Annotated in this window: 13 protein-coding genes; 12 read left to right on the top strand and 1 reads right to left on the bottom strand. The window is 66.6% G+C overall.

Annotated elements, in window-relative coordinates; translation table 11 throughout:
- Nucleotides 1–21: 21 nt before the first annotated feature.
- The 4 genes from G6N53_RS23085 to G6N53_RS23070 are packed head-to-tail and all read left to right on the top strand — an operon-like array spanning nucleotide 22 to nucleotide 3483.
- On the top strand, nucleotides 22–1077 hold the full coding sequence (locus G6N53_RS23085) for an alpha/beta fold hydrolase (protein ID WP_163896280.1): 1056 nt from the start codon (nucleotides 22–24) through the stop codon (nucleotides 1075–1077).
- Nucleotides 1078–1080: 3 nt separating this feature from the next.
- Complete coding sequence (locus G6N53_RS23080) at nucleotides 1081–1602, top strand: flavin reductase family protein (RefSeq protein ID WP_237166620.1); 522 nt, start codon at nucleotides 1081–1083, stop codon at nucleotides 1600–1602.
- A complete protein-coding gene (locus G6N53_RS23075) occupies nucleotides 1599–2675 on the top strand; it encodes a 3,4-dihydroxy-2-butanone-4-phosphate synthase (RefSeq protein ID WP_163892660.1) in 1077 nt (358 codons plus the stop codon). Before G6N53_RS23080 ends, G6N53_RS23075 begins: the two co-directional genes overlap by 4 nt.
- 37 nt (nucleotides 2676–2712) lie before the next feature.
- A complete protein-coding gene (locus G6N53_RS23070) occupies nucleotides 2713–3483 on the top strand; it encodes an SDR family oxidoreductase (RefSeq protein ID WP_163892657.1) in 771 nt (256 codons plus the stop codon).
- A 22-nt stretch (nucleotides 3484–3505) separates the two neighbouring features.
- Here the strand turns inward: G6N53_RS23070 and G6N53_RS23065 are convergent, their stop codons facing one another.
- A complete protein-coding gene (locus G6N53_RS23065; protein WP_237166619.1) occupies nucleotides 3506–4699 on the bottom strand; it encodes a TetR/AcrR family transcriptional regulator in 1194 nt (397 codons plus the stop codon).
- A 481-nt stretch (nucleotides 4700–5180) separates the two neighbouring features.
- On the opposite strand from G6N53_RS23065, the gene G6N53_RS23060 reads away from it, so the two are divergent.
- From G6N53_RS23060 to G6N53_RS23025, 8 genes are read left to right on the top strand one after another with little or no spacing between them, the layout of a single operon-like run.
- Nucleotides 5181–5948: an MlaE family ABC transporter permease gene (locus G6N53_RS23060; protein WP_275999385.1), complete on the top strand. Its 768-nt coding sequence runs from the start codon at nucleotides 5181–5183 to the stop codon at nucleotides 5946–5948.
- Between the two features lie 9 nt (nucleotides 5949–5957).
- Entirely contained in the window at nucleotides 5958–6812 is an 855-nt protein-coding gene (locus G6N53_RS23055; protein ID WP_163892650.1) for an ABC transporter permease, read from the top strand.
- 1 nt (nucleotide 6813) lies between these two features.
- On the top strand, nucleotides 6814–8163 hold the full coding sequence (locus G6N53_RS23050) for an MCE family protein (protein WP_163892647.1): 1350 nt from the start codon (nucleotides 6814–6816) through the stop codon (nucleotides 8161–8163).
- Nucleotides 8164–8194: 31 nt separating this feature from the next.
- Nucleotides 8195–9223: an MCE family protein gene (locus tag G6N53_RS23045; RefSeq protein WP_163892643.1), complete on the top strand. Its 1029-nt coding sequence runs from the start codon at nucleotides 8195–8197 to the stop codon at nucleotides 9221–9223.
- Nucleotides 9220–10452: an MCE family protein gene (locus G6N53_RS23040; protein ID WP_163892640.1), complete on the top strand. Its 1233-nt coding sequence runs from the start codon at nucleotides 9220–9222 to the stop codon at nucleotides 10450–10452. The genes G6N53_RS23045 and G6N53_RS23040 overlap by 4 nt, the downstream gene beginning before the upstream one ends.
- The gene (locus tag G6N53_RS23035) at nucleotides 10449–11702 is read left to right on the top strand and encodes an MCE family protein (protein WP_163892637.1); all 1254 of its coding nucleotides are present in this window, start codon (nucleotides 10449–10451) and stop codon (nucleotides 11700–11702) included. Before G6N53_RS23040 ends, G6N53_RS23035 begins: the two co-directional genes overlap by 4 nt.
- A complete protein-coding gene (locus tag G6N53_RS23030) occupies nucleotides 11699–12841 on the top strand; it encodes an MCE family protein (protein ID WP_163892634.1) in 1143 nt (380 codons plus the stop codon). Before G6N53_RS23035 ends, G6N53_RS23030 begins: the two co-directional genes overlap by 4 nt.
- Entirely contained in the window at nucleotides 12842–14269 is a 1428-nt protein-coding gene (locus G6N53_RS23025; RefSeq protein WP_163892631.1) for an MCE family protein, read from the top strand.

Below are 14269 nucleotides of genomic sequence, written 5' to 3'. Positions count from 1 at the left end.
AAGAGGAGCCAGATGCCGAAGATGTCACAGACCCATCGGATGCTGAACTGCCGCGGTACCCGGATCCACGCAGTCGAAGAGGGGGAGGGCCCGCTGGTCGTGCTGGTCCACGGGTTCCCGGAGTCCTGGTACTCGTGGCGGCACCAGATCCCGGAACTGGCAGCGGGCGGCTACCGGGTGGTCGCGATCGACCAGCGCGGATACGGACGCTCCTCGAAGTACCGAGTCCAAGAGGCTTACCGCATCAAAGAACTGGTGGGCGACATCGTCGGCGTCATCGACGCCTACGGCGCCGAGCAGGCGGTCGTGGTCGGTCACGACTGGGGTGCGCCGGTGGCGTGGACCTTCGCATGGCTGCATCCGCAGCGGTGCGCGGGGGTGGTCGGCATCAGCGTGCCCTTCGCCGGCCGCGGCGTGATCGGGCTGCCGGGTAGTCCGTTCGGAGAACACCGCCCGAACGACTATCACCGGGTGCTGGCCGGACCCGGGCGGGTCTGGTACCAGGACTACTTCGCTGCGCAGGACGGCATCATCGCCGAGATCGAAGAGGATCTGCGCGGATGGCTGTGGGGCCTGACGTACACGGTCTCCGGTGGTGGGGTCCTTGCGGCGTCCGAGGCAGCCGTCGCCGCGGGAGTCGACCTGGAGGCGATGGACCCGATCGATGTCATCCGGGCCGGGCCGCTGTGCATGGCCGAGGGCGCGCGGCTCAAGGATGCGTTCAGCTACCCCCCGACGATGCCGAACTGGTTCTCCGAAGCCGATCTCGATTTCTACACAGCAGAATTCGAGCGTTCCGGTTTCGGCGGTCCACTGAGCTTCTACCACAACATCGACAACGACTGGCATGATCTCGCCGACCAGGCAGGCAAGCCACTCACACCGCCGGCGATGTTCATCGGCGGACAGTACGACGTCGGTACGACCTGGGGGGCCGAAGCTCTCGAACGTGCACCCGAGGTGATGACGAACTACTCGGGGACCCACATGGTGCCCGAGGTGGGCCACTGGATCCAGCAGGAGGCCCCCGAGGAGACCAACCGGCTTCTTCTCGACTTCCTGCGTCGGGTGGGATAGGAGATGGCTGTGTCGATGGAGCTCCAGCGCTGTCCCGCTGACAGTGCCGAACTGCGGCGTGCGTTCGGCTGTTTCCCGTCCGGGGTCACCGCGGTCTGTGCGGTGATCGGCGGCGAACCGGTAGGGATGGCGGCCAGTTCGTTCACCCCGGTCTCGATCGACCCGCCGCTGGCGTCGATCTCGGTGCAGAACAGTTCGACGACGTGGCCGCGGTTGCGAAACCAGCGGCGGCTGGGTCTCAGCGTGCTCGCCGAAGACCACGCCGCCGCCGCGATCAGCCTGTCGCGCAAGGTCGGTGACCGGTTCGCCGGGGTGTCGTGGGGTGAGCTCGCGAACGGTGCGGTGTTGATCGACGGCGCTAGTGCGTGGTGGGACTGCCGGGTCCATGCGGAGGTGGCGGCCGGTGATCACACGATCGTCCTGCTGGAGATCTGCGCGCTGGGGGTGGCCGCGGACACCCCGCCGCTGGTTTTCCACGGCAGTCGGTTCCGCCGTCTGGCGGTCGTCGCGCAGGAACCGACATGAGGACCACCGACATCCGGGTCCGTCGCGCGATCAATGCGGTGGCGGAGGGCCGTCCGGTCGTGGTGATCGCCGATACCGAGTGCGGCAGCGAGGGTCACCTGGTATTCGCCGCCGATGCCGCAACCCCGGCGGTGCTCGCCTTCACCGTGCGGCACACCAGCGGTCTGGTTCGCGCAGCGCTGCCGCGATCCGAGTGTGAGCGGCTCGACCTACCGCCGATGTGCGTGTCGGACCCCGATCGTCCCGATACCTCGTCTCAGAGGGTTGCGGTGGATGTCAGCGGCACCGGCACCGGGATCTCGGCGACCGATCGTGCCCGGACGATTGCCGCACTCGCATCCGCTGATGCCCGGCCGGGCGACTTCAGCCGTCCCGGTCACGTGATCCCGGTGCAGGCCGACGCCGATGGGGTGTTGGGCATCCCGGGGGTCGCCGAGGCCGCGATCGACCTGGCCCGGCTGGCGGGGCGACGGCAGGCCGCCGGACTGTGCGAGATCGTGTCCCGTGATCTGCCCACCACAATCGCCTCCCGTGCCGAATCGGTCGACTTCGCAGCGGAACACGGCCTGGCCGTGGTGTCGCTCGCCGAACTCCTCGGCTACCGCCGTCGTACCGAACGCCAGATCGTGCGGCTCGCAGAGACCACCCTGCCGACACGTCGTGGCATACACCGCGTCATCGGCTTCCGAGATGTCCACGGGAGTGCCGAGCATCTGGTGCTGCTCATCGGCTCGGTCGGCTCCGGCGAGCCGGTACCGCTGCACGTGCACCGCGAGTGCCTCACCGGGGACGTGTTCGGCTCGACGACCTGCCACTGCGGAGTGGTGCTCGACGACGCCGTCGCCACGATGAGCGCTCAGGGCGGCGGCGTCATCGTCTACCTGCGTCCCACCGGGTCGCTGCACGCTTGCGGGCTGGCCGAGCCCGACGTATCGGGCGCTGAGCCGGCGCTGGACACGCTGACGTGGATCCTGCGGGATCTGGGTGTGTACTCGGTCAGGCTCGCCGACGATGCGCCTGGATACGGGCTGGTGATGTTCGGCGCCATCCGCGAGAGTCGCCTTGCGGCCTGAGAATCCCGGAACTGCAACGTGATACGGAGGTGGTTCGATGACATATCCAGACCTGGCGGGTAAGGCCGCGATCGTCACCGGGGCGGGTGGCGGGATCGGACTGGCGATCGCCGAGCGGCTCGCCGCCGAGGGCTGCAAGGTGGTGTGCGCGGACATCGACGGTGCCGCAGCCGATGTCGCGGCCGCAGCGATCGGGGGCGGCGCTGTCGGGCACGCCGTCGACGTGAGCGACGAACCGCAGGTGGTGCGCATGGTGCAGGCGTGCGTCAGTGTGTTCGGTGGAGTCGACAAACTCGTGGCCAATGCCGGGGTCGTGCACTTTGCGCCGCTGACCGAGACAACCGTCGACGACTTCGATCGTGTCATCGGCATCAACCTGCGCGGTGCCTGGCTGTGCACCAAGCACGCCGCACCCAGGATGGCCGAGCGCGGGGGTGGCGCCATCGTCAACATATCCTCTCTGGGCGGGCTGGTCGCCGCCGGCGGTACTGCCGCCTACGGCATGTCCAAGGCCGGGATCATCCACCTCAGTCGGATCACCGCCGCCGAGCTCCGTTCGGAGAACATCCGCTCCAATGCCTTGCTGCCTGCGTTCGTCGACACTCCGATGCAACAGGCCGCGATGACGATGTTCGACCAGGCCCTCGGCGCGGGCGGCGCCGGCACGATGATCGGGCGTCTGCAGGGCCGGATGGCCGGGCCCGCCGAGATGGCCGCGGTGGTGGCTTTCCTACTGTCCGATGACGCCGCGATGGTCAACGGGACCGCCCAGCTGGCCGACGGCGGAACGGTCGCGGCGCTGTGGTGAGGCCGCTCATCCGGGTGACTCGTCAGCGGCGGCTGGTGAGGATCGACAACACGATAGCGGTGATCTCCTCGGCGACGCCTGCGTAGCGGGTGAGATGCCAGGTCCGGACGACGTCATCGATGAAACTGTTGGCCGCGGCCACCAGCAGGCGGGCCTCGGCCGGGGCGGTCTGCGGTACCAGCTTGCCGATCAGGTCGATCCACACCCCATCGCGGTCGGCCTGATTTCGGGTGTACCGATCACGGACTTCGGCTGACGCGTAGGACAACTCGGTGACCGACACCGCCACCAGATCAGGATCGTCCAGGCAGATCCGGACGCGGCCTGCGACCAGCGCGCGAAGGCGTTCGGCCGCTTCATTGTCCGCCCGCAGGGCACGGATGCACACAAGGCTGCACCACTCATCCAGACGACTGATGAGCGCGTCGAGGATTGCCTGCTTGGAGGAGAACGACCGGTACAGTCCGGGGCCGGCGATGCCGACTCCCTTTCCTATCTCACTGGTGCTCACCGCCGGGTATCCCTGCGCGCGAAACAGCCGCGCGCCGGCCGCGAGCAAGGTCTCATGTCGGGAGAACAGGGCACGCTCGGCGCTGGGCGTCGCGTGATCGGGTTCCAGAGGTTGGTCGGGGGGAGTGGACGCCGCTGCCATACACGCAGCGACGAGCAGTTGGTGAAGCTCGTCCTTCGGCAACGTCAGGCTGTGCCGGCCGAGACTGGTGATGACGCTGGAGACCGCCCAGGCCCGAAGTTCGGAGTGCCGCGGGCTCAGGTCCGGTACGTCGAGACGCAGGCTGGCTTCGATACCGGCGATGATGGCGTGGATTCGGCGGCGCACTTCCGCCCGTTCGGCCTCGTCGAGGTAGCGCGCTTCGCGTTGCCAGAGCACTGTCAGGGATCGCGATGCGACCGCTGCGGTGACAAGGTCCGCCAGTTCGGCGCTCAGCGGTCTCGGCGCCGATGCCGCCTCGCCCTGGGCGAGCAGACGGGCACTCTGGTACTGCTCCTGTCCGGTGCGAATGGCGGCGGCCAGCAGTGCTTGCTTGTTGTCGTAGTGGCGATAGAGCGCCCGCGCGGTGACTCCGGATGCTTCGGCGATGTCTTCCAGCTTCACCGAATGGAAACCACGGTCGATGAACAGCGCAACGGCCTGTTCGAGGATCTGCTGCTTACGGTCCTTGGGCCTACGCTTCACCGCTGAGGCCGTGGGCTCCACTGCGCCATCTCCCTTGTCCCGGTCACGTGCCTGAGATCCTGCCAGACGGTGCGTACCGCGCGGGCATGTCCACCACCTTCTCGACGACAGATTGGTCGTATCGTCTAGATACATTGTGACCTACAGGAGCCAACTACATGGGGAAAACAGCGGAGTCTGCTCGACTTATCGCATATCGCCTATAGACATAAATGGACAGCGACGCGTACTCTGGCTGCGTCAGCGACCCCGTCGAACCCGTCCGGATGGTCACCATGAGCAGCTCTCACCGATGTTTCGGCGCCAGTGTGCGGCACCCGGTTTCACGGCCGGCGTGGCGCCTTCGCTGCCTCGTACGGGAGACAGTTATACCCATTTCTGGTAGCAGCGCCCGGGCAGCAAACGTCGGTACCGTCTCGGCTATGCCGGCCGACGATGGTGCATTCCCCCAAGCGTCGTGGTCCAGAATCGCCGATGCCGGGCCGCCGGCGTGGGCACGGTGATGAGCGCGCCGGCGGCGACCAAACCCCTCCGCGCGCTCGGCGGCTTCTTCGCGATGTCGCTGGACACGTTCACGCTGATATTCCAACGGCCGTTCGCGTGGCGCGAGTACGTCATCCAGACCTGGTTCGTGGCGAGAGTCTCCGTACTACCGGCACTGATGCTGACGATGCCCTATTCGGTACTTCTCGTTTTCACGTTCAACATCCTGCTCAATGAGTTTGGCGCGTCGGACTTCTCCGGCACCGGCGCGGCGATCGGGACCGTGAACCAGATCGGGCCGATCGTCACCGTGCTGGTGGTCTCCGGCGCGGGTGCGACGGCGATGTGCGCCGACCTGGGGGCGCGTACCATCCGTGACGAGCTCGACGCGCTACGGGTGATGGGCATCAATCCGATCCAGGCACTGGTGGTACCGCGCGTGCTGGCGGCTACCACCGTGGCTCTCGCGCTGTCCGCATCGGTCATCATCGTCGGACTCGCCGGGGCGTTCTTCTTCTGCGTATACATCCAGAATGTGTCTGCGGGAGCGTTCATCTCGGGCCTGACACTGCTCACCGGTGCGGGAGACGTCATCGTATCCCTGATCAAGGCAACCCTTTTCGGACTGGCCGCCGGTCTGATCGCCTGCTACAAGGGGGTGTACGTCGGGGGCGGCCCCGCCGGCGTGGGCAACGCCGTCAACGAGACCGTGGTGTTCACCTTCATGGTGCTGTTCGCCATCAACGTGATCGTGACCGCGGTCGGCATCCAGTTCACGGTCTCGTGAGGTGACCGGATGAGCACCAGTACGCCGAGCAGACCATACGGGCGGCTGCACAACGCCGTCGACGACTTCGCCACGGGGTGGAACCGGATCGGCGGCCAGATGCGCTTCTACGCCGAGACGCTGGGGGCGATTCCGGACGCGGTCCTGCACTACCGGACCGAGCTGCTGCGGTTGATCGCCCAGATGGGCCTCGGCAGCGGAGCGCTCGTCGTGGTCGGAGGCACCGTGGCGATCGTGGGCTTCCTGACCATGACGACGGGCGCCCTGGTGGCGGTGCAGGGATACAACCAGTTGGCGTCGGTGGGATTCGAAGCGCTCACCGGGTTCGCCTCGGCGTTCTTCAACGTGCGGCTGATCGTGCCGGGGACGACATCGGTGGCGTTGTCCGCCACCATCGGGGCGGCGGCCACCGCCCAACTGGGTGCCATGCGGATCAACGAGGAGATCGACGCGCTCGAGGTGATCGGCATCCGCACCGTGACATACCTTGCCGCTACCCGCGTCCTGGCCGGCGTGATCGTCGTCATCCCGCTGTACTGCGTCGCGGTGATGATGGCGTTCCTGGCCGCCCGCTTCGGCACGACGGTGATCTACGGACAAGGCTCCGGCGTCTACGACCACTACTTCGGCACGTTCCTCAGCCCCACCGACCTCATCTGGTCGTTCTTCCAGTGCGTGGCGATGACCGTGGTGATCATGCTGGTCCACACGTACTACGGGTTCACGGCCTCGGGCGGGCCCGCGGGCGTCGGCGAAGCGGTGGGACGGGCGGTACGTACCTCGATGGTCGTCGCCGCGGTGGAGATCGTGATGATCTCGCTGGCCGTCTACGGTCAGTCGGGCAACTTCAACCTGGCGGGTTAGCATGCGACCGCGCTCGGGGGGACCCCGAATCCACAACGCATGGTGGACCGCGATGCTCCTGGTGATGGTCGCCGCGTTCCTGCTCGTCACCATCGGCATCTACAACGGCACGTTCCGTTCCTATGTGCCGGTCACTTTGACCTCCGATCGTTCCGGGCTGGTGATGGAGACCGGAGCCAAGGTGAAATTGCGCGGCGTCGAGGTCGGTCGGGTCAGGACCATCACCGGCGGCGACGCCCGGGCCAGCCTGGAACTGGCCCTCTACCCCGACCAGATCCAATTCATCCCCGCCAATGTGGGGGCGCAGATCCAGGCCACCACCGCCTTCGGTGCCAAGTTCGTCGACCTCGTCTATCCGCCCGACCCGAGCCCGGACCGGCTGGCCGCCGGTGCGGTGCTGCGGTCCACCAACGTCAGCACCGAGGTCAACACCATCTTCGGCAACTTGTCCGAACTGCTGCAGATGATCGACCCCGCCAAGCTCAACGCCGTGCTGACCGCGGTGGCAGACGGTGTCCGCGGCAAAGGTGAGCGGATGGGGCAGGCCACCACGGACCTGAACACCGTCCTCACCGCGCTCAACGAGCGCAACGAGACCATCCGGGAGGACTGGCGCTCGTTCAAGAACTTCAACGACACCTACGCAGCCGTCGCCTCCGACATCATCACGATCCTCGACGGAGCCAGCACCACGAGCACGACGCTTGTCAATCATTCCTCCGAACTGGATACGTTGCTGCTCAACACGATCGGCTTGTCGAGGGCTGGAACCGAGCTTCTCGGTTCCAGCAAGGACAGCTTCGTCGATCTGGTCGATGTGCTGGAACCGACCACCGGCCTGCTCCACGAGTACAGCCCGGTGTACACCTGCTTTCTGCAAGGGGCGACGTGGTTCCTCGACAACGGCGGTTTCGACGTCTGGGGTGGGGCCAACGGCCGGTCGATCCAGCTCGACGTCGGTCTGCTGTTCGGTAACGACCCCTACAAGTATCCCGAGAACCTGCCGGTCATTGCGGCAAAGGGAGGGCCGGGGGGTCGGCCGGGCTGCGGGTCGCTGCCGGACGCCACCAAGAACTTCCCGGTGCGCCAGCTCGTCGCGAACACGGGGTGGGGACCCGGCCTGGACATTCGGCCCAATCCTGGTATCGGCCATCCCTGTTGGGCGAACTACCTCCCGGTGACCCGGGCCAATCCGCAGCCGCCGAGCATCAGGCAGTGCCTGCCGGGTCCGGCACCCGGCCCGATCCCGTACCCGGGGGCGCCACCGTACGGGGCGCCGCTGTACGGCCCGGGTGGCACACCGCTGTACCCGGGAGTGCCTCCCGCCACACCCACGCCGCCCACCCCGTGACACCACAGATCAGAGAACAGGAGAAGAAACCGTGAAGGACGACTTCAAAGGCGCGGCATGGCGTCTGGTGGTTTTCCTGACTGTGTGTGCGTTCGCGACCTTTGCACTGCTCTCGGTGTTCGCCGAGTTCCGGTTCGGCGACGGCAAGCGCTATTTCGCCGAGTTCCGCAACGTCTCTGGTCTCAAGAGTGACGACCTGGTGCGGATCGCCGGGGTCGAAGTGGGCAGCATCCAGGACATCTCGTTCAATGCCGATTCGACGGTTCGGGTGGAGTTCTCCACCGACGACAGCGTCAGCGTCACCGACGGGACCCGCGCGGCGATCCGCTACGACAACGTGATCGGCGGGCGCTACCTGACGCTGGAGGAGGGCGCCGCGGGGCTGGCCACGCTGCCACCCGGCGGGACGATCCCGACGACACGCACCGAGCCCGCGCTGGACCTGGATTCGGTGATCGGAGGCTTCAGACCGCTGTTCCGAGCGCTCGACACCGACCAGGTGAACGCGCTGAGCGGCCAACTGATCTCGGCCCTCCAGGGCCAGGGGGCCACCATCGGCTCGTTTCTGCAACAGGCGGCGGCAGTGACCAACACCCTGGCCGACCGGGACATGCTGATCGGTCAGGTCGTCGACAACCTCAACGTGGTGCTCGGGTCGCTCGGCAGCCAGACCGATCGCCTCGACCTGGCGGTGACGTCGCTGTCGGAGCTGGTGGCGGGGCTCGCCGAACGCCGCGTCGACATCTCCACCAGCGTGGCCTATGTCGACGCGGCCGCGGGATCGGTGACCGATCTGCTCGCCCAGTCGCGCCAACCGTTTTCGCGCGTGGTGCGCGAGACCGATCGCAGCGCGGCGATCGCCATGGCCGACCACGTCTATCTGGACAATCTGCTGAACACATTGCCGGACAAGTACCGGGCACTGGGACGCCAGGGCATGTACGGCGACTTCTTCAGCTTCTACCTCTGCGAGATCGTGCTCAAGCTCAACGGTAAAGGCGGTCAGCCGGTGTACGTGAAGATCGCCGGACAGGACTCTGGCAGGTGCTCCCCGAAATGAAATCTTTCGCGGAGCGCAGCCCGTTGGTGATCGGGATCGTCGGCGCGGTGGGCGTCGCGGTAATCGTCACGGGTGCCCTGCAGTACCAGAACCTGCCCCTGGTCAACCAGGTCAACTCCTACTCTGCCCACTTCGCCGATGCGGGCGGACTCTTCACCGGCGCCACCGTCGAGGTCTCGGGCCATCCGGCCGGCAGGGTCTCGGGTATCGAACTCGACGGAGCGGTGGTGCTGGTGCGCTTCACCGTCGACAAGAACATCAGGATGGGTGAGGCGACAGAAGCGGGCATCAAGACGAAAAGTCTGCTCGGAACCAAGATGCTCGCGGTGATGCCTCACGGCAGTGGCCGGCTCGAAGGTCCGATTCCGATGAGCCGGACGGTGTCGCCCTACCAGCTTCCCGATGCGCTGGGCGATCTCGCCGACACGATCAGCGGGCTGGACACCGACCAACTGTCGGACTCGTTGGCCACGGTGTCGGAGGCGTTCGCCCACACCCCCGACGAACTACGGGACGCCGTGCAGGGTGTGGCGCGATTCGCCCAGACGCTCAATGAACGCGACTCCGAGTTGCGCAACCTGTTGGACAACGCCGCCAGGGCCACCGGCGTGCTGGCCCATCGCAGCGATCAGATCGCCCGGTTGATCTCCGACACCAACGCGTTGCTCGCCCAGCTGCGGACACAGAGCGAGGCGGTCAATCAGATCTGGGTGAACATCTCCGGTGCGGCACAACAGCTCAAGGCATTCATCGCCGAGAATCGCCAGCAGCTGCGGCCGGCCCTGGACAAACTCAACGGCGTGCTCACCATCGTCGACAACCGAAAAGAACGCCTCCAGGAGGCGGTCAAACTGCTCAACAAGTACGCGATGTCGCTGGGCGAGTCCTTGTCGTCCGGACCGTTCTTCAAGGCCTACGTGGTCAATCTGCTGCCGGGTCAGTTCGTGCAGCCGTTCGTCGACGCCGCGTTCTCCGATCTGGGGCTCGATCCGAATGTGCTGCTGCCGTCGCAGCTGACCGATCCGCAAACCGGCCAGCCCGGTACGCCGGCGTTGCCGGTGCCCTACCCGCGTACCGGCCAGGGCGGCGAGCCTCACCTGAACCTGCCCGACGCCATCACCGGAAAGCCGGGTGATCCGCGCTACCCGTACCGTGAACCGTTGCCCGCGCCGCCGCCCGGCGGTGCGCCGCCGGGGCCCCCGGCGCCCGGACCGGTGGGGCCACGATGACCGGGCGGCTGCGGCGGGCGCGCAGGGTCCTGGCCGCGATGCTGGTGCTGACCCTGGCTGCCGGGGTCCTGGTCGCGGCACGGGCCGCCGATCATGGTGAGAAAACCTGGGTGACTGCGTACTTCGAGAACAGCAACGGCATCTTCGCCGGCGACGACGTGCGCATCCTCGGCGTGCCGGTGGGCCGGGTCGACAGCATCGTGCCGGAGCCGACCCGCGCCAGGATCACGTTCTGGGTGGACGGTGACTACCTCATCCCGGCCGAGGCAAAGGCGGTGATCCTGTCCCCGCAGTTGGTGACGGGGCGGGCGATCCAACTGACACCCGTCTACACCGAGGGGCCGGTGATGGCGACGGGCACGGTCGTCGGCCAGGAGCGCACCGCGGTGCCTGTGGAATGGGACGATGTGCGAGTTCAACTGCAGCGCTTGACAAGACTGCTTCAGCCGACCGAACCGGGCGGCGTCAGCACGCTCGGCTCGGTGATCAACACCGCCGCCGACAACCTCCGCGGGCAGGGTGCGAATATCCGCGAGACCGTCACCAGACTCTCGCAGGCACTGGCGACGCTGGGCGATCACAGCGACGACATCTTCACCACGTTCCGAAACCTGTCGACTCTGGTGACCGCGCTCCACGACAGCGCCGACCTGCTCGAGCAGCTCAACCAGAACATGGCGGCGGTGACATCGTTGGTGGCCGACGATCCGCAGAAGGTGGCGCGGACGGTCCAGGATCTGGGCGGGGTCATCGGCGACGTCAAGGACTTCGCAGACGACAACATCGAAGCGATCGGCACCACCAGCGACCGGCTGGCGTCCATCAGCACCGTGCTTGTCGACAGCCTCGACGACCTCAAGCAGACACTGCACATCGCGCCCGGCACAGTGGCGAACTTCCACAACATCTTCGAACCGGCCAACGGATCGTTGACCGGGGCGCTGGCCGTGAACAACTTCGCCAATCCCATCAGCTTCATCTGTGGCGCGATCCAGGCGGCCTCCCGCCACGGCGCCGAGCAGTCGGCGAAGCTGTGTGCTCAATACCTGGCGCCCATCGTCAAGAACCGGCAGTACAACTTCCCGCCGATCGGGGAGAACCTGCTGGTCGGCGCGCAGGCCAGACCGAACGAGGTCACCTACAGCGAGGACTGGATGCGGCCTGACTTCGTCCCCCCTGCCGCGCCTCCTACCGACCCGGATGCCGGTCTGCAGGGAATGATGGTGCCCGCCAACGGAGGTGGATTGTGAGCAACGCGTGGTGGCGCCGGGTCACGGCCGGCGCAGCGTCGATCGCGGTAGCCGCGGGGGTGGCCGGCTGCTCGGAATGGCAGGGCCTGAACTCGCTACCGATGCCCGGTACCGCGGGTGGCGGCCCCGGCTCGTACGTGATCCAAGCTCAGCTACCCGACGTCAACAACATCCAGCCGAATGCACGGGTCCGTGTCGCCGATGTGAACGTCGGCACTGTGACCGATATCGAGCGACAGGGCTGGCACGCATTGGTGACGATGCGACTCGACGGTGACGTGGCCCTCCCTGAGAACTCCGTCGTCACACTCGGTCTGACCAGCCTGCTGGGTTCCTTGCACCTGGAACTGTCACCGCCCACCGCGGTGCCCCCGCAAGGGCGGCTGCGTGACGGCTCGCTCATCCCGCTGTCGAATGGCGGGGCGTTCCCGAGCACGGAGCAGACGCTGGCGGCGCTGTCGATGGTGCTCAACGGGGGTGGCCTCGGCCAGGTGCACGACATCACCGAGGCGTTCTCCACGGCATTCGGCGGCCGGGAGCAGGACGTGCGCAGCATGATCGGACAGCTGGAGACCTTCTCCCGCAACGTCAACGGTCAGACCGACGACATCATCGCCGCCACCGAGAGTTTGAACGATCTGGTCGGTCGGTTCTCGGCCCAACGGCCGGTGCTCGACCACGCCTTGGCGACCATCCCGGACGCGCTGGCCGTACTCAACGGCGAGCGGGAGGATCTCATCGACACCGCTGATCAGTTCGGCAAATTCAGCGCGCTGACCGTCGACACCGTCAACAAGACGAAGGACAACCTGGTCGAGGAGCTCAACGACATGGGCCCGGTGCTGGCGTCGCTGGCCGACGCGGGACCGAGCATGACGCGGGCGCTGTCCCTGCTGCCGACTTTTCCGTTCCCCAACGAGACCATCGAGAAATGGCAGCGCGGTGACTACGCCAACCTGACGGCGATCGCCGACCTCACGCTGAGCAGGATCGACGCGGGAATGTTCACCGGAACCCGGTGGGAGGGTGACCTGACCGCACTCGAATTGCAGTGGGGCCGCACGATCGGCCAGTTTCCGAGCCCCTACACCAGGGCGAACCCGTTGACGGTGCCGTACCGCTGGGATCAGGGGCCGTAGATGCGGCTCGACAGGCGAATGCAGATCCAGCTCGCGCTGTTCACGGTCATCGCCGTGGTGGCGATCAGTGTGATGGGCCTGCACTTCATGAAGTTGCCGGCCAAGCTCTTCGGGGTCGGCCGCTACACCGTGGTGGTCCAGTTGCCCCAGACCGGAGGCCTCTACAGCGGAGGCAACGTCACGTATCGAGGCACCGAGGTGGGCCGGGTCGACGACGTACGGCTGACCCCGGACGGAGTTGAGGCGGTGCTCTCGCTGAAATCCGGCATCGACGTCCCCTCCGACCTGCGGGCGGAGGTGCACAGCCAGTCGGCGATCGGCGAGCAGTACGTGGCTCTGCTGCCACGTAGCGCAGACGCCCGGCCGTTGCGGGACGGCGATGTCATCCCCCTCGCCGACACGTCGGTGCCGCCCGACGTGAACACCCTGCTCGCCGACGCGAATGCCGGCCTGCAGGCGGTGCCGCGCGAGAATCTCAAGACCGTCGTCGACGAGTCCTACACGGCGGTGGGCGGACTCGGACCTGAGCTTTCCCGGATCGTGGACAGTTCAATGGATCTGGCGATCGAAGCCCGTGAGAATCTCGACCCGATGATCGCGCTGATCGAACAGTCGCAGCCGGTCCTGGATTCGCAGACGCGCACCTCGGAGGCCATCGAAGCGTGGGCATCGCAGGTCGCGACGGTGACCACCCAACTGCAGACCCACGATGAGACCGTTGCCCGGGTGATCTCCGACGGCGGTGCGACCGCCGATTCGGTGCGCCAACTCCTCGACAGAGTGCAGCCGACGCTGCCTGTGGTGCTGGCCAACCTGGTCAGCGTCGGCGAGGTCGCGGTGACTTACCGCGCGAACATCGAACAGCTCCTGGTCCTGTTCCCCGCCGTCGTGTCGGCAGAGCAAGCGGGTTTGGTGGCGAACCACGCCACCAAACAGGACTACATGGGCCAGTACCTCAGCTTCAACCTGAACATCAACCTGCCGCCGCCCTGCACCACCGGCTTTCTGCCCGCCCAGCAGCAACGTTCAGCGGTCTTCGAGGATGCGCCCGAGCGCCCGCCGGGCGATCTGTACTGCCGGGTTCCACAGGATTCACCGCTCAATGTTCGTGGCGCACACAATATCCCGTGCGCCACCAAACCCGGCAAGCGTGCTCCGACGGCCGCCATGTGTGAGAGCGAAGAATTCTACGTACCTCTCAACGACGGATTCAACTGGAAGGGCGATCCGAACGCGACGACCTCGGGTCAGCCGGTCCCGCAGCTTCCGCCGGGAGGTGGCCCGGAACCAGCGTTGGCCGCTGCTGAATACGACCCCGCGACCGGTAGCTACGTCGGACCCGACGGCCGCACCTACACCCAGGCGGACCTGGCGCCCGGCGCGTCGGGGGACCGGACGTGGCAGACGATGCTGCTGCCGCCGCCCTGA

Source organism: Mycolicibacterium hippocampi, assembly GCF_010723735.1.
In the GTDB taxonomy this organism is placed as follows: domain Bacteria; phylum Actinomycetota; class Actinomycetes; order Mycobacteriales; family Mycobacteriaceae; genus Mycobacterium; species Mycobacterium hippocampi.
This window is presented reverse-complemented; position numbering and strand designations above follow the sequence as displayed.

Excerpts from the sequence above, each read along its gene's own strand:
- G6N53_RS23085 (WP_163896280.1), top strand. The coding sequence starts at position 22 with ATGTCACAGACCCATCGGATGCTGAACTGCCGCGGTACCCGGATCCAC.
- G6N53_RS23080 (WP_237166620.1), top strand. The coding sequence starts at position 1,081 with ATGGCTGTGTCGATGGAGCTCCAGCGCTGTCCCGCTGACAGTGCCGAA.
- G6N53_RS23075 (WP_163892660.1), top strand. The coding sequence starts at position 1,599 with ATGAGGACCACCGACATCCGGGTCCGTCGCGCGATCAATGCGGTGGCG.
- G6N53_RS23070 (WP_163892657.1), top strand. The coding sequence starts at position 2,713 with ATGACATATCCAGACCTGGCGGGTAAGGCCGCGATCGTCACCGGGGCG.
- G6N53_RS23060 (WP_275999385.1), top strand. The coding sequence starts at position 5,181 with ATGAGCGCGCCGGCGGCGACCAAACCCCTCCGCGCGCTCGGCGGCTTC.
- G6N53_RS23055 (WP_163892650.1), top strand. The coding sequence starts at position 5,958 with ATGAGCACCAGTACGCCGAGCAGACCATACGGGCGGCTGCACAACGCC.
- G6N53_RS23050 (WP_163892647.1), top strand. The coding sequence starts at position 6,814 with ATGCGACCGCGCTCGGGGGGACCCCGAATCCACAACGCATGGTGGACC.
- G6N53_RS23040 (WP_163892640.1), top strand. The coding sequence starts at position 9,220 with ATGAAATCTTTCGCGGAGCGCAGCCCGTTGGTGATCGGGATCGTCGGC.
- G6N53_RS23035 (WP_163892637.1), top strand. The coding sequence starts at position 10,449 with ATGACCGGGCGGCTGCGGCGGGCGCGCAGGGTCCTGGCCGCGATGCTG.
- G6N53_RS23025 (WP_163892631.1), top strand. The coding sequence starts at position 12,842 with ATGCGGCTCGACAGGCGAATGCAGATCCAGCTCGCGCTGTTCACGGTC.